This is a genomic window from Micromonospora sp. NPDC049900 (genome assembly GCF_044461025.1).
GTDB lineage: Bacteria > Actinomycetota > Actinomycetes > Mycobacteriales > Micromonosporaceae > Micromonospora.
In genome coordinates this window covers 702,604-722,069 of record NZ_JBITKM010000003.1, presented here as the reverse complement: position 1 = coordinate 722,069, position 19,466 = coordinate 702,604, and the positions used below count along the sequence as shown (strand labels likewise).

19 protein-coding genes are annotated in these 19,466 nt (G+C 70.4%); 11 read left to right on the top strand and 8 right to left on the bottom strand.

Annotation, left to right across the window (positions count from 1 at the left end):
* Window positions 1-98 precede the first annotated feature (98 nt).
* Both ACIBMZ_RS11295 and ACIBMZ_RS11290 read left to right on the top strand, forming a co-directional pair.
* Entirely contained in the window at window positions 99-626 is a 528-nt protein-coding gene (locus tag ACIBMZ_RS11295) for a GtrA family protein (RefSeq protein ID WP_396692748.1), read from the top strand.
* A gap of 99 nt (window positions 627-725) precedes the next feature.
* On the top strand, window positions 726-1,445 hold the full coding sequence (locus ACIBMZ_RS11290) for a GtrA family protein (RefSeq protein ID WP_396692563.1): 720 nt from the start codon (window positions 726-728) through the stop codon (window positions 1,443-1,445).
* A gap of 78 nt (window positions 1,446-1,523) precedes the next feature.
* Here the strand turns inward: ACIBMZ_RS11290 and ACIBMZ_RS11285 are convergent, their stop codons facing one another.
* Window positions 1,524-2,084: a PH domain-containing protein gene (locus ACIBMZ_RS11285; protein ID WP_396692561.1), complete on the bottom strand. Its 561-nt coding sequence runs from the start codon at window positions 2,082-2,084 to the stop codon at window positions 1,524-1,526.
* A 115-nt stretch (window positions 2,085-2,199) separates the two neighbouring features.
* Window positions 2,200-3,075, bottom strand: coding sequence for a biotin--[acetyl-CoA-carboxylase] ligase (locus tag ACIBMZ_RS11280; protein ID WP_396692559.1), 876 nt, complete (start codon window positions 3,073-3,075; stop codon window positions 2,200-2,202).
* Between the two features lie 74 nt (window positions 3,076-3,149).
* On the opposite strand from ACIBMZ_RS11280, the gene ACIBMZ_RS11275 reads away from it, so the two are divergent.
* Window positions 3,150-4,733 carry an acyl-CoA carboxylase subunit beta gene (locus ACIBMZ_RS11275; RefSeq protein ID WP_396692557.1) on the top strand — a complete coding sequence of 528 codons (1,584 nt, stop codon included), beginning with the start codon at window positions 3,150-3,152 and terminating at the stop codon, window positions 4,731-4,733.
* A 75-nt stretch (window positions 4,734-4,808) separates the two neighbouring features.
* Here the strand turns inward: ACIBMZ_RS11275 and ACIBMZ_RS11270 are convergent, their stop codons facing one another.
* Complete coding sequence (locus ACIBMZ_RS11270; RefSeq protein ID WP_396692555.1) at window positions 4,809-5,555, bottom strand: M50 family metallopeptidase; 747 nt, start codon at window positions 5,553-5,555, stop codon at window positions 4,809-4,811.
* A gap of 185 nt (window positions 5,556-5,740) precedes the next feature.
* On the opposite strand from ACIBMZ_RS11270, the gene ACIBMZ_RS11265 reads away from it, so the two are divergent.
* A complete protein-coding gene (locus ACIBMZ_RS11265) occupies window positions 5,741-6,496 on the top strand; it encodes a GH25 family lysozyme (protein WP_396692553.1) in 756 nt (251 codons plus the stop codon).
* 80 nt (window positions 6,497-6,576) lie between these two features.
* Here the strand turns inward: ACIBMZ_RS11265 and ACIBMZ_RS11260 are convergent, their stop codons facing one another.
* Window positions 6,577-6,756, bottom strand: a complete 180-nt coding sequence (locus tag ACIBMZ_RS11260) for a hypothetical protein (RefSeq protein WP_396692551.1) — start codon at window positions 6,754-6,756, stop codon at window positions 6,577-6,579.
* A gap of 145 nt (window positions 6,757-6,901) precedes the next feature.
* On the bottom strand, window positions 6,902-9,265 hold the full coding sequence (locus tag ACIBMZ_RS11255; RefSeq protein WP_396692549.1) for a protein kinase: 2,364 nt from the start codon (window positions 9,263-9,265) through the stop codon (window positions 6,902-6,904).
* A 93-nt stretch (window positions 9,266-9,358) separates the two neighbouring features.
* Between ACIBMZ_RS11255 and ACIBMZ_RS11250 the strand changes: the two genes are divergently transcribed.
* From ACIBMZ_RS11250 to ACIBMZ_RS11230, 5 genes are all read left to right on the top strand, one after another.
* Window positions 9,359-9,571 carry an acyl-CoA carboxylase subunit epsilon gene (locus ACIBMZ_RS11250; protein WP_396692547.1) on the top strand — a complete coding sequence of 71 codons (213 nt, stop codon included), beginning with the start codon at window positions 9,359-9,361 and terminating at the stop codon, window positions 9,569-9,571.
* Window positions 9,572-9,744: 173 nt separating this feature from the next.
* On the top strand, window positions 9,745-10,134 hold the full coding sequence (locus ACIBMZ_RS11245; protein ID WP_396692545.1) for a hypothetical protein: 390 nt from the start codon (window positions 9,745-9,747) through the stop codon (window positions 10,132-10,134).
* A gap of 1,378 nt (window positions 10,135-11,512) precedes the next feature.
* Window positions 11,513-12,643 carry a type VII secretion-associated serine protease mycosin gene (gene mycP / locus ACIBMZ_RS11240; protein ID WP_396692747.1) on the top strand — a complete coding sequence of 377 codons (1,131 nt, stop codon included), beginning with the start codon at window positions 11,513-11,515 and terminating at the stop codon, window positions 12,641-12,643.
* Window positions 12,644-12,679: 36 nt separating this feature from the next.
* Complete coding sequence (locus ACIBMZ_RS11235) at window positions 12,680-13,336, top strand: Maf family protein (RefSeq protein WP_396692543.1); 657 nt, start codon at window positions 12,680-12,682, stop codon at window positions 13,334-13,336.
* Window positions 13,337-13,345: 9 nt separating this feature from the next.
* Window positions 13,346-13,999 carry an O-methyltransferase gene (locus ACIBMZ_RS11230; RefSeq protein ID WP_396692541.1) on the top strand — a complete coding sequence of 218 codons (654 nt, stop codon included), beginning with the start codon at window positions 13,346-13,348 and terminating at the stop codon, window positions 13,997-13,999.
* Window positions 14,000-14,157: 158 nt separating this feature from the next.
* Here ACIBMZ_RS11230 and ACIBMZ_RS11225 read toward each other — a convergent pair whose 3' ends face one another.
* Together ACIBMZ_RS11225 and ACIBMZ_RS11220 are read right to left on the bottom strand one after the other, a co-directional pair.
* Window positions 14,158-14,913, bottom strand: a complete 756-nt coding sequence (locus tag ACIBMZ_RS11225; RefSeq protein ID WP_176092558.1) for an ABC transporter permease — start codon at window positions 14,911-14,913, stop codon at window positions 14,158-14,160.
* Window positions 14,914-14,933: 20 nt separating this feature from the next.
* Window positions 14,934-15,893, bottom strand: a complete 960-nt coding sequence (locus ACIBMZ_RS11220; protein ID WP_396692539.1) for an ATP-binding cassette domain-containing protein — start codon at window positions 15,891-15,893, stop codon at window positions 14,934-14,936.
* Window positions 15,894-16,076: 183 nt separating this feature from the next.
* Here ACIBMZ_RS11220 and ACIBMZ_RS11215 point away from each other — a divergent pair, with 183 nt between their 5' ends.
* The gene (locus ACIBMZ_RS11215; protein ID WP_396692537.1) at window positions 16,077-17,828 is read left to right on the top strand and encodes an acetyl/propionyl/methylcrotonyl-CoA carboxylase subunit alpha; all 1,752 of its coding nucleotides are present in this window, start codon (window positions 16,077-16,079) and stop codon (window positions 17,826-17,828) included.
* Between the two features lie 70 nt (window positions 17,829-17,898).
* Here the strand turns inward: ACIBMZ_RS11215 and ACIBMZ_RS11210 are convergent, their stop codons facing one another.
* Window positions 17,899-18,795, bottom strand: coding sequence for a LysR family transcriptional regulator ArgP (locus ACIBMZ_RS11210; RefSeq protein ID WP_396692535.1), 897 nt, complete (start codon window positions 18,793-18,795; stop codon window positions 17,899-17,901).
* Window positions 18,796-18,866: 71 nt separating this feature from the next.
* Between ACIBMZ_RS11210 and ACIBMZ_RS11205 the strand changes: the two genes are divergently transcribed.
* Complete coding sequence (locus ACIBMZ_RS11205) at window positions 18,867-19,463, top strand: LysE/ArgO family amino acid transporter (RefSeq protein WP_396692533.1); 597 nt, start codon at window positions 18,867-18,869, stop codon at window positions 19,461-19,463.
* Window positions 19,464-19,466: the final 3 nt, after the last annotated feature.

Here is a 19,466-nt window from a genome sequence, read left to right as displayed (position 1 = left end):
TTCGTGCCTGTCTGCACCGCCGCCCCGGTGGGCCCCGAGGGCCGTCGCTCCCCGATCGCGACCCCGGCAACCGGTACGCTCGCACGGTGGCCGCCACAATGACCGGGGAGCCCGGCTCCCCGCAGACCCGTACGGGTCTGGTCCACTCCCTGGTCGACCGGTTCGGTCACCTCGTACGGGAGATGAGCAAGTTCGCGACCGTGGGCGGCATCGCCTTCCTCATGGACTTCGCCCTGTTCAACTACCTGATCGGCCCGCAGAACGTCGAGCAGATCACCGCCAAGACCATCGCCACCGTGGTCGCGGCGACCTTCGCCTTCCTGGGCAACCGGTTCTGGACCTGGCGGCACCGCAAGCGCTCCCACCCGGCGCGCGAGTACGCGCTGTTCTTCTTCTTCAACGCCGTCGGCCTGGGCATCGCGGTGGCCTGCCTGGCCGTCAGCAGGTACGGGCTGGGCGCCCTCTGGCCGGAGATCTTCCAGACCCGCCTGGCCGACAACATCGCCAGCTTCGTCGTCGGCACCGGACTCGGGACGCTGTTCCGTTTCTGGTCGTACCGACGGTTCGTCTTCGTCGAAGCGGGAACCCCGACCGGTGCGGAAGCGAACCCGGACCGGGACGCGTGACCTGCCGCCCTCCGGTCCCGTCAGAGCCTGCTGACCCGTCAAGGTCAGTCGATCCGTCCCAGCCCGCCGTACCCAGCCCACTGCCCTAAGGTGTTGCCCATGCCTCTCGTCCGTCTGCTGCCTGAGCGCTGGCAGAAGTTCATCCACGAGGCGCTCAAATTCGGCCTGGTCGGCGGCGTCAACACGGTCATCAACTACGCCGTGTTCAATGCGCTCGCTCTCACCGTCTTCGTCGATGGTCAGTTGAAGGCGACCGTCGTGGCCACCGTGGTGGCGACGATCACGTCGTACCTGATGAATCGACACTGGACGTATCGCGACCGGCCGAAATCGGCCATGCAGCGGGAATACGCCCTGTTCTTCCTCTTCAACGGCGTGGGCCTGCTGATCGAGCTGGGTGTGCTGGCCGCCGCCAAGTACGGGCTGGGCGTCACGGGCCTGCTGGCGCTGAACGTCGCCAAGACGGTCGGTGTGCTGCTGGCGACTCTGTTCCGCTTCTGGTCGTACCGCACCTTCGTCTTCCAGCCCGCACCGGCGGTCGCGGTCGAGCCCACCCAGACCTGGGCCGGGCTGCCGCGCGACGAGTGGGACACGATGGCCGGGATGGACCCGGTGGCCGAACTCGCCGAGGCGATGACGGAGCTGGAGGAGGAGGAACCACCGGCCACTCCGCCACCCGCACCGCCGCTGGCGGTACCGCCCCGGCCCACGTCGGTGGCCCGGGAGGCCGAGCTGACGGCGCTGGACAAGGAGATCGAGGACGAGTTGGCCGCCCAGCTCCAGCCGGCCCCCGCGCCACGCCGGTTCCGACGCCGCTGAGACCCGACCACGAGAACGCCCGCCGGCACTCGCCGACGGGCGTTCCTGCGTTGCGGTCGCGGACCGGTGGGACCAGCCTCAGAGGTCCCCGGCCTTGTTGTCCCGCTCGGCGAGGATCTCGCGCAGTTCGCCGTCACCGAGCGAGTGCTTGTCGTGGAACGCCTCGACCAGCTCGTAGAGCTTCGTCTGCACCCGGTCCACCTTCGGCACGTCGGGAAGCACGGACTGTCCGCGTTCGCCGGCCGACTCGATGGTGAGCGTGCCGTAGCCGAGCAGCCGCCCGAGGAACTGCTGGTTCATCGAGTGGTCGTTGACCCGGCTGAGCGGGATGTCCCGCCGCTCACGGGAGAAGACGCCGTGCTGGAGCACCACCCGCTCGTTGGTGAACAGGTAGTGCGTGGTGCGCCAACCGATCCAGGGCCAGACGGTCAACACCAGTGCGGCCAGCAGCGCCAGGCCGCCGATCACGGCGAGCGTGATCGAGCCGCCCCCACCGGCGGGCAGGAACAGCACACCGGCCGCCACCGCAGCGATGGCGAACACCAGCACCACCACCGGACGGACCATCGTCTTCCAGTGCGGATGCAGGTGCAACACGACGTGCTCGTCTTCGGTGAGCACGTCCTCGGGGAACGCCACGGAAACCTCCTCGCAGAACGGACGCGCAGACCGTAACCCCCCGGTGCCACCCCCTCACATCCGCCACGCGGCCGACCTCGACGGCGTACCCGTCGTCGATCCGGCGCGGCCGGGATCAGCGCAGGTGGAGGACGTCGGCGGCGGCCAGCGAGCGTTCCCCGGCGGCGGTGCCGACCAGAAGCCGACCGTCGAGGTCGACCCCGGTGGCGGTGCCGGTGAGGTCGGTGCCGTCGGGCAGGAACGCCCGCACCTCGCGGCCCACGGTGCCGCACACCGCCAGGTACGCGTCCCGCAGGCCGCAGGCGGACGCGTCCCCGTCGGCGGCCCGCCACCGGGCGTACCAGTCGGCGACCGCCCGGAGCAGCGCCCGCAGCAGCGGATCCCGGTCGGTGGCCGCCGCACCGGCCAGTTGCAACGAGGTGGCCGGCAGGCCGGTCGGATGCTCCGGCAGTTCGTCGGCGCGCAGCGTGACGTTCAGCCCGACACCGAGCACGATCGCAGGCGGATCCTCCGGGGCCGGGCCGGGCACCGCCTCGGCGAGTATCCCGGCGCACTTGGCGTCCCCCAGCAACAGGTCGTTGGGCCACTTGAGGGTGGCGTCCAGTTCCGCCAACAGCGTCACCGCCTCGACCAGCGCGACACCGGCGAGCAGCGGCAGCCAGCCGTACCCGGACGGTGGAGCCGGCGACCAGCCACGCTCCGGCACCGCCTGGCCGGGCCGCAGCAGCACGCTGGTCGCGATGCCCGCGCGCGGCGGTGACTGCCAGACGCGCCCGCGCCGCCCCCGCCCGGCGCTCTGCCGCTCGGCGACCACGACGAGCCCCTCCGGCTCACCGGACCGGGCCGCCTCGGCGACGTCGGCGTTCGTGGAGCCGGTCTCGGCCGTCAGTTCCAGGCGCGTCCACGGGCCGTACGGCGCCACCAGCGCCCGACGCAGCCGGGCCGCCGACAGCGGCGGACGATCGAGGTCGGTGTACGGCGAATCCGGCATCGGGCCAGCCTACGGGCCCCCGGTGAGGCGAACTGCACAGCGGCGGCGACCTGAACCATCGTTATATTCCCAGGGTGACTACCGAGACCGGGACCAACATCCACAGCACCGCGGGCAAGCTGGCGGACCTGGCACGACGGGTCGACGAGGCGGTGAACGCCGGGTCGGCCCGCGCGGTCGAGAAGCAGCACGCCCGGGGCAAGAAGACCGCCCGGGAGCGGATCGAGATGCTGCTCGACGAGGGCTCCTTCGTCGAGCTGGACGAGTTCGCCCGGCACCGGTCCACCAACTTCGGCCTGGACCGCTCCCGCCCGTACGGCGACGGCGTGATCACCGGCTACGGCACCGTGGACGGTCGGCAGATCTGTGTCTTCGCCCAGGACTTCACGGTCTTCGGCGGTTCCCTCGGCGAGGTCTTCGGGCAGAAGATCGTCAAGGTGATGGACCTGGCCATGAAGATCGGCTGCCCGGTCGTCGGCATCAACGACTCCGGTGGCGCCCGCATCCAGGAGGGGGTGGCCTCGCTCGGCCTCTACGGCGAGATCTTCTTCCGCAACGTACGCGCCAGCGGCGTCATCCCGCAGATCTCGCTCATCATGGGTCCGTGCGCCGGTGGGGCGGTCTACTCCCCGGCGGTCACCGACTTCACCGTGATGGTCGACCAGACCTCGCACATGTTCATCACCGGCCCCGACGTGATCAAGACGGTCACCGGCGAGGACGTGGGCATGGAGGACCTCGGCGGGGCGCGCACCCACAACACCCGCAGCGGCAACGCGCACTACCTCGCCGCCGACGAGTCCGACGCGGTCGACTACGTCAAGGCGCTGCTGTCCCACCTGCCCGCCAACAACCTGGACGAGCCGCCGGTCTTCGACGCTCCGGCGGAGCTGTCCGTCACCGACGCCGACCGGGAACTGGACACGCTCGTCCCGGACTCGGCCAACCAGCCGTACGACATGCACCGGGTGCTCGGACACGTCCTCGACGACGGGGAGTTCCTGGAGGTCCAGCCGCTCTACGCGCAGAACATGGTGGTCGGCTTCGGCCGGGTCGAGGGACGTCCGGTGGGCGTGGTCGCCAACCAGCCGATGCACTTCGCCGGCACGCTGGACATCGCGGCCAGCGAGAAGGCGGCCCGGTTCGTGCGCACCTGCGACGCCTTCAACATCCCGGTGCTGACCTTCGTGGACGTACCCGGGTTCCTGCCCGGCACCGGTCAGGAGTGGGACGGCATCATCCGCCGGGGCGCCAAGCTCATCTACGCGTACGCCGAGGCCACCGTGCCCAAGGTCACCGTGATCACCCGCAAGGCGTACGGCGGGGCGTACGACGTGATGGGTTCCAAGCACCTGGGCGCGGACCTCAACTTCGCCTGGCCGACCGCGCAGATCGCGGTGATGGGTGCCCAGGGCGCGGTGAACATCCTCTACCGGCAGGAGTTGGCCGCCGCCGAGGATCCGGCCGCGGTCCGGGCCGAGAAGATCGCCGAGTACGAGGACACCCTGGCCAACCCGTACGTGGCGGCCGAGCGCGGGTACGTGGACGCGGTGATCCCGCCGCACGAGACGCGGACCCAGATCGTCCGCGCCCTGCGGGTGCTGCGCACCAAGCGCGAGACGCTCCCGCCCAAGAAGCACGGCAACATCCCGCTGTAGGGGTTTGTGTGTAAGGAGGGGTCCCCTGCTAACGCCTGGTGCATAGCAGGGGACCCCTCCTTACATCCGCAGGGCTCACCAGAACGCGATGCCGGCGTCGGTGAGCAGCGGCCCGGCCAGCATCCGGCCGCCCACCAGCAGCACGACGACGTTGACGATGCCGAAGAGGAGCACCCAGAAGAACGGCGGCAGCGGCGTGATGCCCGCCAACTGGTCGGCGTCGGAGGCCGGCATCCCGCGCCGGGTCCGCAGCCGCTGCAACTCCACCACCGGCCGTACGCCGCCGAGCAGCAGGAACCACACACCGGTCCAGGCGAACGCGGCCTGCACCTGCGGGCCGGCGTACCAGGAGATCGCCAGCACCGCACCGCCGGTGACCAGCAGTGTGAGCGCCCCGTACACGTTGCGGATCATGATCAGCATCGCCAGCAGCAGGACCACCGCGAGCCAGAGCAGCAGCGTGATCCGGTTTCCGGCGAGCAGCCACGCCCCACCCAGGCCGACCAGTGGCGGGGCGAGGTATCCGGCGAGCAGGGTGAGCACCATGCCCGGTCCGGTGGGCCGCCCGGCCGAGAGCGTGAGGCCCGAGGTGTCCGAGTGCAGCCGGATGCCGTGCAGCTTGCGTCCGGTGAGCACGGCGGCCAGCGCGTGCCCGCCCTCGTGCGCGATGGTGATCGCGTTGCGGGCGATCCGCCACGGCAGCCGGGTGGAGACCACCACCAGCGCGACCAGGCCGGTCAGCAGTACCAGCAACGGGGGCGGGTCTGGCTGCGCGCCGAGCAGACGGTCCCAGAACGCGGTCATGCCCTCGATCGACACCATGGGGCGGCAGCCTACGCCCGAAGGCCGGGTCGGCCCCAGCCTGGGCTGTCTCGTTCCGGTACCGGCCGGGGTGCCCGTCCGTAGTCGACCCGTCCCGCATTGAAAGTTTTCTCAGCATCTCTTGCCTTGGCAGGCATTCACCTTCAAAGATGTCTGTCTATCGACAGTCGTCTCAGGAGGACGCCATGGGTCGGACCAGACCAACGCTGCGCCGGCTGACCGCCGCCGCGCTCACCGTGCTCGCGACCGCTGCGGCCGGGCTCGTCGCCACCGCGACCCCCGCCTCGGCGGCCACCGTGCCGGGCATCGACGTCTCGCGCTACCAGGGCACCATCAACTGGACGAGCGTCCGCAACTCGGGCATCGAGTTCGCCTTCATCAAGGCCACCGAGGGTACGAGCTACAAGGACCCGAACTTCAACACGAACTACGTCAACGCGTACAACGCCGGGGTGATCCGGGGTGCGTACCACTTCGCCCGGCCGAACATCTCCTCCGGCGCGGTCCAGGCCAACTACCTGGCCTCCAACGGCGGTGCGTGGTCGGCCGACAGCCGTACGCTCCCCGCCGCGCTGGACCTGGAGGCGAACCCGTACAGCGGCGGCTACTGCTACGGCCTGAGCACCACCGGGATGCGCAACTGGGTGCAGGACTTCCTGAACACCTACCGCTCGCGCACCGGCCGCTACGCGGTCATCTACACCACCACCAGCTTCTGGAACCAGTGCACCGGCAGTTGGACCGGCCCGTGGACCAACCACCCGGTCTGGGTCGCCCGCTGGTCCTCCTCGGTCGGCGCGCTGCCGGCCGGCGCACCGGTCTGGAGCTTCTGGCAGTACACCGACTCGGGCAGCGTCGCCGGCATCAGCGGCGCGGTCGACCGCAACTACTGGAACGGCGACCGCAACCGGCTGATCGCCCTGGCCAACAACACCGCCTGAGACACGTCACGACGGCGGGTCGACGTCCACCGAGTGGATTCGGGACGTCGGCCCGCCGCCGTGGCGTGACCACCGCCGGTTCAGGCCCGCCGTCGCGCGGCGAGTGCCACGGGTACGCCGACACCACCGTGCCGGGCCACCGTGCCCCGACGGGTGACGGCCCACCCCACGTACGCGGCCCCGGCGAGCGTCACGACGCTCAGCAACGTGGCCAGCAACGCGATCCCGAAGGTGACGAACAGCAGTACTCCGACACCCACCACCGCGCTCGTCCACAGTGTCAGTCGGGTTCGGGCATCCCTTGGTCGGTAACCCATCTCGGGCCTCCCTTCCGTCCTTCGAGATCAGGTACCCCGAACGACGGACGGTCATGCCTCGTCTCGACCGCCCTGCTGCCGGTCGCCCTCAGTCCTGACGGTCCGGCACGAACTCGCGGAACGCCGTCTCGAAGTTCGGCAACTGCGCGTCCCACTCGCTGTTCGGCACCTCCCAGCGCAGGGCGAAGCCCCGGTTGCTGGCGGTGACGAAGCCCCGGTTGCGCACCCGCAGCTCGACCCCGTTGCGGGTCTGGTACCAGTCCCAGTCGGCGCAGGTCCGCCACTTGCAGTCGATCGTCCTGATGTTGATCCGCCGGTAGTTCTGCACGCCACGGACGTTCTTCCGGCCCGGTTCGAGCTGCCGCCAGGTGGCGGCGGCGTCCCGCTGGGGCGTGTCGGTGCGGTCGATGGTCAGCTCGCTGACACCGTTCGGGTCCCGGTACTTGACCCAGGTGGAGCCGGAACTGCGCCGCCAGCCCTCCGGCACCAGCACCTTGAAGCCCACCGGGTCGTTCCGCAGCGTCCACCCCTCGGGTATGCCACCGGCGGCGCTCTCCGACGGGGTGGGCGAGGGCGACGGGGAGTCGCTCGGTGGTGCGGCGGAGGTCGGTGGTGGCGCGGCCGGCGCCGAGGTCGGCGGCGCGGACGACTCGGAGGTGCCCGCCGCACCCTGCGGGGTGCCGTCGCCGTCGCCGTCACCGCTGGTGAGCAGCGGAACCGCCACCACCAGGCCGACGAGCAGCAGCGCGACCAGCGCGCCGACCAGCACGGCCCGGCGGGTGCGCTCGGATCGCAGTTGGCCGGCTTTGAAGACCGAACCGCGAGCCGGTGCCGCCGGGCTCACCGGCGCCGACGGCATCAACGAGGTCGAGGCGGGCGCGACGGGGGTGGCGGCCTTCGCGGGAGCCGGTGGATCGACCCGACGGGTCGGTTCGCCCGAGCCGGGCCGGTCGGTCGTCCCGCTCGCGTCGGCCTGCGCGCTCGCCTCCGCAGCGGGACCGTCGACCTTGGTGACGTCGGCCGATGCGGCGGCTGCCCCGCTGGTCGTGGCGGACAGCACGGTCGCGTCGAAACCGTCGGGCGTCGTCGGCGTACCGGCCGGGGTGGTGCCCTCGTCGACCTGGCCGGTCGAGTCGTCGTCGCGGCCCGTCGCAGTGTCCGTGGCGGACGTGTCGGACCCGGCAGCCGGGCCGGTGTCCGACGCGGACGACGCCGCGTCCGTACCCGACGCCGACTCCGCACCGGCGGTCGACGCCGCGTCCACCTTCGTCGTCGGGTCCGCGACCTGACCAGCATCGACCTTCGCGGTCAGGTCGGCGTCCACCTTCGTGGTCGGATCGGCGCTCGCGCCGGTGGGCGCCGCGACCTTCGCCGTCGGCGCGGCGTCGGAGACCGGCGGCTTTCCGGCCATCGCACCGGAGCCCGACGGACCGGAGGTGGCCGCTCCGGCTGCGGCAGCGCCCGCCGCGAGCGGACCCACGGCCGGTGGCGTACGGGGTCCGGGCGGGGTGACCGGCGGAGTGGGCCGCTCCCCCGACGGGCGCGGCGCGGGCACCAGCGGCTGACGCGGTTCACGCGGCCCGTTCGGCCCCGGTCGGCGTACGCCGTCGAGCAGTGAGATGCCCCGACTCCGCTTACCGCTGGCCCGCCGCAGCATCCGCTCGGCCGACTCGGCGGTGATCCGCTCCTCGGGATTCTTGCGGAGCAGCCCGGCGAGCACCTGCTTGAGCGGTCCGGCGTTACGGGCCGGGGGCACCGGTTCGGTGGCGAGCGCGGCCAACGTGCTGATCGCCGACGGGCGCGCGAACGGGGACTTGCCCTCCACGGCGGCATAGAGCGTGGCGCCCAACGACCACAGGTCCGCCTCCGGGCCGGTGGTGCCGTCCCGGGCGCGCTCGGGCGAGATGTACGCCGGGGAGCCGAGCACCATGCCGGTGCGCGTCACGTTCGGGTCGCCGGGGATGGTGGCCAGGCCGAAGTCGGTCAGCACCACCCGACCGTCGGTGCCGAGCAGCACGTTGCCGGGCTTGACGTCGCGGTGCATGATGCCGGCCTTGTGCGCCGCCTTCAGGGCGTTGAGCACACCGAGCCCGATCTGCACCGCCTGCGCCGCCGACACCGGCCCGTCCTCGGCGATGGTGTCCTGCAACGAGCGGGACGCCACGTACTCCATCACGATCCACGGGTCACCGTCGGTGCGGAGCACGTCGAAGATGCGTACCACGTTGATGTTGTTGAGGCGGGCGATGGCCCGCGCCTCCCGCAGCGAGCGTTCGCGCATCTCGCGGCGCTCGTCGTTGGTCAGGCCCGGCGGCGGGACCAACTCCTTGATGGCCACGTCGCGGTGCAGCACCTCGTCGCGCGCCTTCCATACCCGACCCATGCCGCCCTGACCGAGCGGCGAGAGGAGCCGGTACCGGTCGGCGACGAGTTGGGGGGAAGGCTCAGACATCGCAGAGACGGTACCCGGCAGCCCTGACGCTCACACCGTCGGCACGCCACTGTGTGCCGGAGGTCGAGTTCACGAGCGCGTACGCTGGGGTCCATGTCTGTCGAGGAGCCGCTGTTCCGGGTCGTCCGCGGCGTGCCGACCGCCGAGGAGCTGGCCGCGCTGGTGGGCGCGATCGTCGTACGCTCCCGCCCGGTGCCCGCGCCCGCCGCCGCCCCGGTCTCCGTCTGGGCCCGCAGCGCCCGACCGGTGGGTGCCGCTCTGCTGCCGGGCAGCGGCGCCTGGCGCACCTCCGGCCTGCCCCGCTGACCCGCGCTCGGCACCACACTGACGGCAATCGGGGCTGCCGGGGAGGCGGCCAAGGATTAACCTCACAGAGGGGAACCGGGCCGTTACAGTTTGGAGGGCCGATGATCCCTGAGGATGGTCGACAAGCGCCCTGGTCAGGCGGTCACCGTGGCGTCGAGGCGGACATCCGCCAGATGCGGGAATTCGCCGACATGCTCCGCGCCGAGGTGGACGGCAACTATGCGCCACACCTGCCCCGCATCGCGGACGACATGCTCGCCCAGGTGCCGAATCCGGCGGACGCCTTCATCGAACTGGTGCAGTTCATGCGAGCACACTGGGAGACACAGCAGGCCACCACGAACACCGTCTGGGGCCTCGGTCACACCACCGGCCACCTGGCGCACGCCGCCAGACAGGTGGCCGACCGCTACGCCGACACCGACGCCTTCTCCGCAGCGCGCGTCGCCGACGTCCAGCAGGCACTCGGGCGGCCCGGCGACGAACCCGCCCAGCCCACACCCTCCCCGTCGCCCACCAATCCGACCGGCCCCGACAACCACGGGCCGGTGATGCTGCCGTGAGAGACCCGGGAGTAGGCCGCAGCGGCGGCCTCACCGACTGGTACCTGATGAACGTGGCCGACATGTGGGCCTGCCTCCAGGACCACCACCCCGACAACCACTGGCGGCACGTCGCCGGCTGGCGCAAGATCTCCGAGCTGGCCGACCAACACCTCCACCGCCTCCGGACGTACCGCCAACGCCTCGCCCACGCCTGGCCCCCCGAGACCAACGAGGCCGCCCGCGCCTACCTCGCCGAGATGGACGACCTGATCGCGCAGGTACAACGCACCCACGACGCCGCCAGCGCCAACCAGACCGCACTCGCCGCCGCCACCCAGGCCCTCACCAGCACCCGCGACGAACTCAAGAAGATCCACGACGAGTACGCGGACAAGCTCCGACAGAAGCGCGGATGGGAACAGACCGCCGCCGATCCCAAAGCAGTCGCCGGGAGCCGCAACAGTCAACCGCCGGTCACCGAGGCCGACCTGGAACAGTTGAACGTCAAGGCGCGCGGCATCATGTACGGCCTCAGCAGCGACCTCCAGCAGGCCCAGGTAACCCTCCGCCAACCCCCGCCGACCGTTCGCGGGCAGCCCGCCAGGGATCAGCCAGCGACTGGGGTCCCCGTAGTCGATGGCATTCTTTGGCCACCGGCAATTCCGGCCATCGTTCCTGTGTCTACACGCACATCAGACACTCCAGGCACCGCTCAACAGCGACGGCTGTCGCGGTCGGTAGCGACACCCAGAGGCGTTAACCTGGGGCCGGTGCTAGGAAACGCTAACTCGCCCCTGACTCCAGCAAACCCGACGCCACCAGCCACGTCGTCAGCAGTCGCCCCTGGCATGGACGTCCAGCCCTTGCCCTCAGCGCCATCCGCCACGCATCCCATTATCAGCGGGCCAAGGCACGTGCACCCTAGCCAAGCACAACAACCGAATATGGGCACCCCAAACGCGCCACCACGCCAAATACCACCCAGGGGGATAATTGGTGGAACTCCACTTTCTGGCATTGGCCAGAACGCACCAGGATACAGCCAGCCGCATGGGGTTAATCCAATCGGCGGCGTGATCGGCGGTGGCGCGGCCGGCACGGCCCCCACTGGCGGAGCTGGCTCTCGCCCCGGTAGCGGAAGAGGTTTCGGCGCCGGCCACATGTTCCCTCCCTACGGCGGCTCTCCACACTCGGGGATATCAGTCGCGCGCGGGCATCGCGGACCGCCAGACCGTTCAGCCGGCCCCGGGCCGAAGCAGCCCCGCCACTGGGACCCAGAACATCCCTGGGAAACCGATCAAGGCGTCAACCCTGTTGTGCGTCCGCCAGACGACGAAGGCCCTATCGACCCGGGGCCAGCCATTGGTCTGAATCGGTGAGCATAGGCAATCGGGCAATGCTAGCGGCGTTGCTACTTGCCACAACCATGACACCAACGTCCAGCTACTTGCTAGTCCGCTCCTCAGAGCCGGACGCAGGACAGATCCGCAGCCTTCAGCGACACCTTGATTATCTTGCCGTCAGCCAGGCGCACTCGATCAGCCGCGGGAAAGGAGTTTTAGTCGCGGTACTGGATACCGGCGTTGCGCCACACCCAGATCTTCGCAGGAACCTTTTGCCCGGCGTGGATCTTCTCGACGATAGCAGCAGAAACGGCTGGCAGGATACAGACGGTCACGGAACGGCAATGGCGGGCCTAATCGCCGCGCATGGCAAATCCTCGAACCGAGGAACTCTCGGAATTGCACCCGAAGCCGCAGTACTTCCAGTCCGCTTCAAATCGATCGGGAAGGAGGGCACGGCTCAAGAGCTGGCTCACGCCATCGACTATGCAGTTAGCAACGGCGCCGATGTTATAAGCATCTCTTCCACTGGCGGTCCAGATATAGGCGTTCAGAAGGCTATTCAGTTGGCGAAGCAAGCCGACGTTGTAATAGTCGCGGCCGCAGGAAATATGCCAGAAGACAAGGCCGTGGGCTTCCCCGCAGCCTATCCAGAAGTGGTTGCCGTGGGGGGAGTCGCGCAAGACGGCGAGCGTGCTGCGGTATCGGTGTCTGGACGCGAGATTGACGTTGTCGCACCGGCAGTCGATATTTACAGCACCAACTTCGACGGCGGATACCGAGCAGGGACAGGAACTTCGGGAGCTACTGCCATCGTTGCTGGTGCGGCGGCGTTGGTTCGGGCCAAGTATCCGTATCTGCCTGCGGACGAGGTGGCCCACCGACTGACTGCGACCGCGATCGACAAGGGGCCTCCCGGACGAGACGACCAGTACGGGTACGGCGTGATCGATCTGGTGGCGGCGCTGACGGCAGACGTACCGCCGAGGGGTTTCGGGCCGAGCGGGACGGGCACGCCCTCGCCGAGCACGACGCGGGCCGGGGGTCCTGAGGCCGATGAGGACGGTGCGGCGGTGCGCGGCCTGGTGACGCTGGCGGTGCTGCTGGCGGTCGGGGCCGGTGGGCTGTGGTGGGTCCGGCGGCGACGGCGTTCGGGCGACCCGCCGCCACGCGTCAGCCGCTGACGGGTCCTGGCGTCGGGGGGCGGTACCGTCGTGCGCGTGTCTGATGCGCTTCCGCTCCGCCTCGTGCTCGCCTCGGCGAGCCCTGCCCGCCGTAAGACCCTGCAGGCCGCCGGCATCGAGCCGGACGTGCTGGTCAGTGGTGTCGACGAGAGTCTGGTGGTGACCGATCGGGCGGAGGATCTCTGCCTGGAGTTGGCCCGGCTCAAGGCGGAGGCGGTGCTGACCCGGCTGCGGCCCGGTGACGGCCAGCGGACGCTGGTACTGGGTTGCGACTCGGTGCTCGCGTTCGACGGTGAGATCTTCGGCAAGCCCGATGACGCGGCCGACGCCACCCGGCGGTGGGAGCGGATGCGGGGACGCAGCGGTGTGCTGCACAGCGGCCACTGTCTCATCGACGTCGTGGGCGGGCGTCGGGCCGAGGCGGTGGCTTCCACGGTGGTGCACTTCGCCGACATCAGTGACCGGGAGATCGCCACGTACGTGGCCACGGGCGAGCCGCTCGCGGTGGCCGGCGCGTTCACGATCGACGGGTTGGGTGGGGCGTTCGTGGAGCGGATCGAGGGCGATCCGGGGACGGTCGTCGGGCTGTCCATGCCGCTGCTGCGGCGGCTGCTCGCCCAGTTGGACCTACAGATCACCGATTTGTGGACGAAAGTCGCGCCCGGCAACCAGACCGTCGAGCCGCTCGGCTAGCGTCCGGGCATGACGCTCAAGTCGATTCCGCTCACCGACGAGCTGCACGCGTACCTCGTCGCGCACGGCGCGCCGCCGGACGAGATCGTCCGCGACCTGGCCGAGGAGACGCTCGCCGTGCTGCCGGAGCACGCCTCCATGCAGGTGGCGCCGGAGCAGGCCGCCTTCCTGACGTTCCTGACCAGGCTGCTCGGAGTTCGCAACGCGGTGGAGGTGGGTACGTTCACCGGGCTCTCCTCGCTGGCGATCGCCCGGGGGCTGGCCGACGGTGGACGGTTGACCTGCTTCGACATCTCCGAGGAGTACACCGGCATCGCGCGCCGGTACTGGGCGCGGGCCGGTGTGGACGACCGGATCGAGCTGCGCATCGGCCCGGCCGGGGAGACACTGCGGGAGTTGCCGCACGAGCGGTACCTGGACTTCGCCTTCATCGACGCCGACAAGACCAGCTATCCGCTGTACTGGGACGAGTTGGTGCCCCGGATGCGGCCGGGCGGTGTGATCGCCGTGGACAACGTGTTGCGGCACGGTCGGGTGGTCGCGCCGGAGAGCGAGGCCGACCGGGCGATCGCGGCGTTCAACGACGACGTGCTCGCCGACGTGCGGGTGGACGCGGTGATGTTGCCGATCGCCGACGGTCTGACGCTCGCCCGGGTGCACTGACCGGTACGCCGGCACCGGTCGTCGCCGCTGTCGGGCAGGGCGTTCGAGCCGGTGCCGGCGTCCGATGGGCGTCAGCCGGGTGGTACCTGCGGGCGTTAACAAGGGCACCCTGCTCTACCGCAGGCGTTAACAGGGTGCCCTTCCTTTCACCGCAAGCGTCAGCGGACGCTGCGGGCGAACTGGCGGGCCGCCCAGTAGACCCCGGCGGCGGCCAGGATCGCGATGATGGTCAGCCCCTGCCAGACGCGGTCGTTGCCGATGTCGCCGTTGAACAGGGCGCGGGTGCCGTCCACCGCCCAGGAGAACGGGTTCCACTTGGCGACGCCCTGCAACCAACCGGGTGCGAAGGCGAGCGGGAGCAGGATGCCGGAGAGCAGCAGCACCGGCTGGGCGACCGTGTTCATCAGCGGGGCCAGCGCGTCCTCGCTCTTCACCTTGAGCGCGACGCCGTAGCTGACCGCCGAGGTCATCAGCGCGATCAGGGCGAGCATCAGGTATGCCAGCAGCAGGTCGCCGATGAAGACCCGCAGGTCGAACAGGAGCGCCAGCAGGGTGATGATGACCGCCTGGACCATCAGCGACACCACGTCGCGTAGTGAGCGGCCGAGTAGCAGGGCGAGTCGGCTGACCGGGGTGACCCGGGAGCGTTCGATCACTCCGGCGCGCAGCTCGGCGATCAGGCCGAAGCCCTGGAACAGGCCGCCGAAGATGGCCAGCAGCACCAGCAGGCCGGGTACGAAGATCTTGTACGCCTCGGCCTGGGTCGGCGCGTTCAGCGCGGGCTTGAGCAGCGGGGCGAACAGGAGTAGATACATCACCGGCTGGAAGACGCCGACGAAGACCCACACGGGGTTACGTAACAGCAGGTGGAACTGCCGCTGGAAGATCAGCCAGGTGTCGCGGGCGAGCTTCATGGGACTCTCTCCTGGTCGGGTCAGGACTCGCGCAGCGAGCGGCCGGTCTTGGTGAGGAAGACGTCGTCGAGGCTCGGGCGGTGCAGCTCGATCGACCTGAGGTCGAGACCGGCGCCGTCGACCCGGCGCAGGATCCGCGGGATGGCGGTCGCACCGTCGTCGACGAAGAGGCGCAGGCCGCCCTCCTCCAGGCTCTCCAACCGGTTCACGTACTCCTCGCCGTCGAGCAGCTTCTCCGCCTCACCGGTGGCCACGAGGTCGAGGCCGACCAGCACGATGTCACCGGAGATCTCCCGCTTGAGGTCGGTCGGCGTACCTTCGGCGACCACCTCGCCGTGGTCCATGATCGCGATGCGGTCGCAGAGCGCGTCGGCCTCGTCGAGGTAGTGCGTGGTGATGAAGACGGTCATGCCGTCGGTCCGCAGCCGCCGGATCTCGTCCCACATGTGCGCCCGGCTCTGCGGGTCGAGCCCGGTGGTGGGCTCGTCCAGGAAGACGATCTTCGGCTCGTGGATGATGCCGAGCGCGATCTCGACCCGCCGCCGCTGGCCGCCCGAGTACGTCTTGCACTTGCGGTCGGCGAACTCGGTGAGCTGGAACGCCTCCAGCGCGCGTACCGCCCGACGCTGGGCCTCGGCCTTGCCGATGCCGTACATCCGGGCCTGGAGCACCAGTTCCTCACGCGCGGTCGACTCGTCCCAGGTGCTGCCGCCCTGGGCGACGTAGCCGATCCGGCGGCGCACCTCGCCCGGGTTCTTCAGCAGGTCGGCACCGGCGATGGTGGCCTCGCCGCCGTCCGGCTCGATCAGTGTCGCGAGCATCCGCAACGTGGTGGTCTTACCGGCGCCGTTCGGGCCGAGGAACCCGAAGATCTCACCGGCCGGGACGTTCAGGTCGACGCCGCGTACCGCCTCGACGGTCTTCGTCTCCCGACCGGCCCGGCTGCGGAACGACTTCCGCAACCCTCTGGTCTCGATCATTTCCACTCCCCGCTCATGGCCGCACTCCGGCCACCATCGTCACGGCACTCCACCACATGGGTCCGACACCACGCCGCCCACGACCTGGCCGGACAGTGCGTCATCCCACACTTAGCGATCGTTCGGGGCACCACGGTGAGCTATAAACTCCCCGGCAGAAACCCGCCGGGAGGAGCCACCAAGGTGCGCAAGGTACTCATCGCCAACCGGGGCGAGATCGCCGTCCGGGTCATCCGCGCCTGCCAGGACGCCGGCCTGGGCAGTGTCGCGGTGTACGCGGACTCCGACCGGGATGCCCTGCACGCCACGCTCGCCGACGAAGCGTACGCCCTGGAGGGCGACACCGCTGCGAATACCTACCTCCGCATCGACAAACTCATCGACGTCGCCGCTCGGGCCGGCGTGGACGCGGTGCACCCCGGGTACGGCTTCCTCTCCGAGAACGCCGACTTCGCCCAGGCGGTCATCGACGCGGGTCTGACCTGGATCGGTCCCACCCCGCAGGCGATCCGCGACCTCGGTGACAAGGTCACCGCCCGGCACATCGCCCAGCGGGCCGGTGCTCCCCTGGTGCCCGGCACCCCGGATCCGGTGGCCAGCCCGGACGAGGTGATGGCCTTCGCCGTCGACCACGGTCTGCCGGTGGCCATCAAGGCCGCCTTCGGTGGCGGCGGGCGCGGCCTGAAGGTGGCCCGCACCATGGAGGAGATCCCGCACCTGTTCGAGTCGGCCACCCGGGAGGCGGTCGCGGCCTTCGGTCGGGGCGAGTGCTTCGTCGAGCGGTACCTGGACCAGCCGCGCCACGTCGAGGCGCAGGTCCTGGCCGACCAGCACGGCAACGTGATCGTCGCCGGCACGCGGGACTGCTCGTTGCAGCGCCGGCACCAGAAGCTGGTCGAGGAGGCACCGGCGCCGTTCCTCACCGCCGAGCAGCGTGCGCAGATCCACGAGAGCGCGAAGGCGATCTGCCGGGAGGCCGGCTACCACGGTGCCGGGACGGTGGAGTACCTGGTCGGCAACGACGGGACCATCTCCTTCCTGGAGGTCAACACCCGGCTCCAGGTGGAGCACCCGGTGACCGAGGAGACCGCCGGCATCGACCTGGTCCGCGAGCAGTTCCGCATCGCCGACGGGGAGAAGCTGCGGCTCACCGAGGACCCGACACCGCGCGGGCACTCCATCGAGTTCCGGATCAACGGCGAGGACCCGGGTCGCGGCTTCCTGCCCGCGCCCGGCACGGTGACCGTGCTGCGTCTGCCGACCGGTCCCGGCGTACGGGTGGACACCGGCATCTCGGCCGGCGACGTCATCGGCGGCAACTTCGACAGCCTGCTCGCCAAGGTCGTCATCACCGGGGAGACCCGTACCGAGGCGCTGGAGCGGGCCCGGCGTGCGCTGGACGAGATGGTGATCGAGGGGATGGCCACCGCGCTGCCGTTCCACCGCCTGGTGGTCCGCGACCCGGCGTTCACCGCCGAGCCGTTCGCGGTGCACACCCGTTGGATCGAGACCGAGTTCGACAACACGGTTCCGCCGTTCACCGCTGTCGCAGACGGCGCGGACGCTCCGGCCGAGCGCGAGACGATCGTGGTCGAGGTGGGCGGCAAGCGGCTGGAGGTCAGTCTTCCGGCCGGGCTCGGCGCGGGTACGGCGAGTGCCGCTCCGACCGCGAAGAAGCCCGCCCGTCGGGGCGGTGGCGCCACGGCCGGCGCGGCGGCGGGCGGTGACGCGCTCACTTCCCCGATGCAGGGCACCATCGTCAAGATCGCGGTCGCCGACGGGGACACCGTGGCCGAGGGCGATCTGGTCGTGGTGCTGGAGGCGATGAAGATGGAGCAGCCGTTGCACGCCCACAAGGCGGGCACGGTCAGCGGGCTCGCCGCCGAGGTCGGCGCGGTGATCACCGCCGGTGCCGCCATCTGCACCATCGGCTGAGGCAGTGCCGGGTGTATGGAGGGGTCCCCTGCTATACGCGAGGCGTTAGCAGGGGACCCCTCCTTACATCTCAGCGCAGGGATTCGGCGGCGACGGCACAGACGGCGGTGGTGAGCGCGGTCAGCACCGGTGCGTCGAGTCGCCAGTGCTGCCAGTAGAGCGGGGTGTCCAGCACCCGACCGGGAGCGATGTCGACGCACCGACCGGCGGCCACGTCCGCGTCGGCGATCTGCTCGGCGACCAGTCCCCAGCCGAGGCCGAGCCGGATCGACTCGTTGAACGCCGGGACCGACGGCACGTAGTGCACCGGCGGGTCGAGCGCGTGCCCGGTCACGCTACGCAGGAAACGGTGTTGGATCCGGTCCTTGCGGTCGAAGACCACCACCGGCGCGGCGGCGGCAGCAGTCCGGGTGAGGCCGTCGGCGAACCACCGTCGGGCCACCGACGGCGCGGCCAGCGCCCGGTAGCGCAGCGCGCCGAGACGCCGCACCCGGCAGCCCTGCACCGCCTCACGCTGGGCGGTCACGGCGGCGGTCACCACCCCGTCGCGGAGCAGGACGGCGGTGTGGTCCTGGTCGTCCTGCCGGAGGTCGAAGGAGAGTTCCGGCTGGTCGGGCAGCCGGGCCAGGGCGGCGGGGAACCAGGTGGCGAGCGAGTCGGCGTTGACCACGATGGCGATCCGGGTCCGGTCCCGATCGCCGCCGAGCGGTCCCCGGGCATCGGCCAGCGCCTCGCGTTCGAGCAGGGCGAGCTGCCCGGCCAGGCGCAGCAGCGGTCGCCCGGCCTCGGTGGCGTCGCAGGGACGGTGCCGCCGGACGAGCACCTGCCCGACGGCCTCCTCCAGTGCCTTGATGCGCTGGCTGACCGCCGAGGGGGTGACGTGCAGCAGCCGCGCCGCCGCCTCGAAGCTGCCCTCGGCGACGACTGCGGCGAGCGTACGGAGCTGGGTGGAGTCCAGACCGCCCATGCAGCTGAGCTTAACCGGATGAAGAATCTTTAGCTGGACTGATCCGTCCCGGTGCTCCTACCGTCGGCGGCGTGCTCACCTCCGTCGTCGCCGGTTTCTCCCTCTCCATCGCCCTCATCGTCGCCATCGGCGCGCAGAACGCCTTCGTACTCCGTCAGGGACTACGCCGGGAACACGTGGTGCCGGTCGTGCTGACCTGCGCGATCTCCGACGCCCTGCTGATCGGGGTGGGTATCGCCGGGGTGGGTTCGATGGTGGCGGCCCGACCCGACCTGCTCACCGCGATCCGCTGGGGCGGGGCGGCCTTCCTGCTCGGGTACGCGGCCCTGGCCGCCCGCCGCGCGTGGCGGCCGAGCACGCTCACACCGGCTCAGCGGCCCCCGGCCCGGCTCGGCGCGACGCTGCTGGCCTGCCTCGCCTTCACCTACCTCAACCCGCACGTCTACCTGGACACCGTGTTGCTGCTCGGCGGCATCGCGCAGCAGCAGCCGCACCGGTGGTTGTTCGGTCTCGGCGCGGCGGTGGCCAGTGTCGTCTGGTTCAGCGCGCTCGGCGCGGGGGCGTACCGGCTCGCGCCGCTGCTCGCCCGGGCCCGGGTCTGGCAGGTGCTCGACGGCGTTATCGCGCTGGTGATGGTGGTGGTAGCGGTCGCGCTGCTGCTGGGCTGAGGG

Coding starts and splice junctions, on each gene's coding strand:
- ACIBMZ_RS11290 (WP_396692563.1), top strand. CDS start 726: ATGCCTCTCGTCCGTCTGCTGCCTGAGCGCTGGCAGAAGTTCATCCAC.
- ACIBMZ_RS11220 (WP_396692539.1), bottom strand. CDS start 15,893: ATGATCGAGACCAGAGGGTTGCGGAAGTCGTTCCGCAGCCGGGCCGGT.
- ACIBMZ_RS11245 (WP_396692545.1), top strand. CDS start 9,745: ATGCGGGAATTCGCCGACATGCTCCGCGCCGAGGTGGACGGCAACTAT.
- mycP (WP_396692747.1), top strand. CDS start 11,513: ATGCTAGCGGCGTTGCTACTTGCCACAACCATGACACCAACGTCCAGC.
- ACIBMZ_RS11265 (WP_396692553.1), top strand. CDS start 5,741: ATGGGTCGGACCAGACCAACGCTGCGCCGGCTGACCGCCGCCGCGCTC.
- ACIBMZ_RS11230 (WP_396692541.1), top strand. CDS start 13,346: ATGACGCTCAAGTCGATTCCGCTCACCGACGAGCTGCACGCGTACCTC.
- ACIBMZ_RS11270 (WP_396692555.1), bottom strand. CDS start 5,555: ATGGTGTCGATCGAGGGCATGACCGCGTTCTGGGACCGTCTGCTCGGC.
- ACIBMZ_RS11280 (WP_396692559.1), bottom strand. CDS start 3,075: ATGCCGGATTCGCCGTACACCGACCTCGATCGTCCGCCGCTGTCGGCG.
- ACIBMZ_RS11225 (WP_176092558.1), bottom strand. CDS start 14,913: ATGAAGCTCGCCCGCGACACCTGGCTGATCTTCCAGCGGCAGTTCCAC.
- ACIBMZ_RS11210 (WP_396692535.1), bottom strand. CDS start 18,795: ATGGGCGGTCTGGACTCCACCCAGCTCCGTACGCTCGCCGCAGTCGTC.
- ACIBMZ_RS11255 (WP_396692549.1), bottom strand. CDS start 9,265: ATGTCTGAGCCTTCCCCCCAACTCGTCGCCGACCGGTACCGGCTCCTC.
- ACIBMZ_RS11250 (WP_396692547.1), top strand. CDS start 9,359: ATGTCTGTCGAGGAGCCGCTGTTCCGGGTCGTCCGCGGCGTGCCGACC.
- ACIBMZ_RS11295 (WP_396692748.1), top strand. CDS start 99: ATGACCGGGGAGCCCGGCTCCCCGCAGACCCGTACGGGTCTGGTCCAC.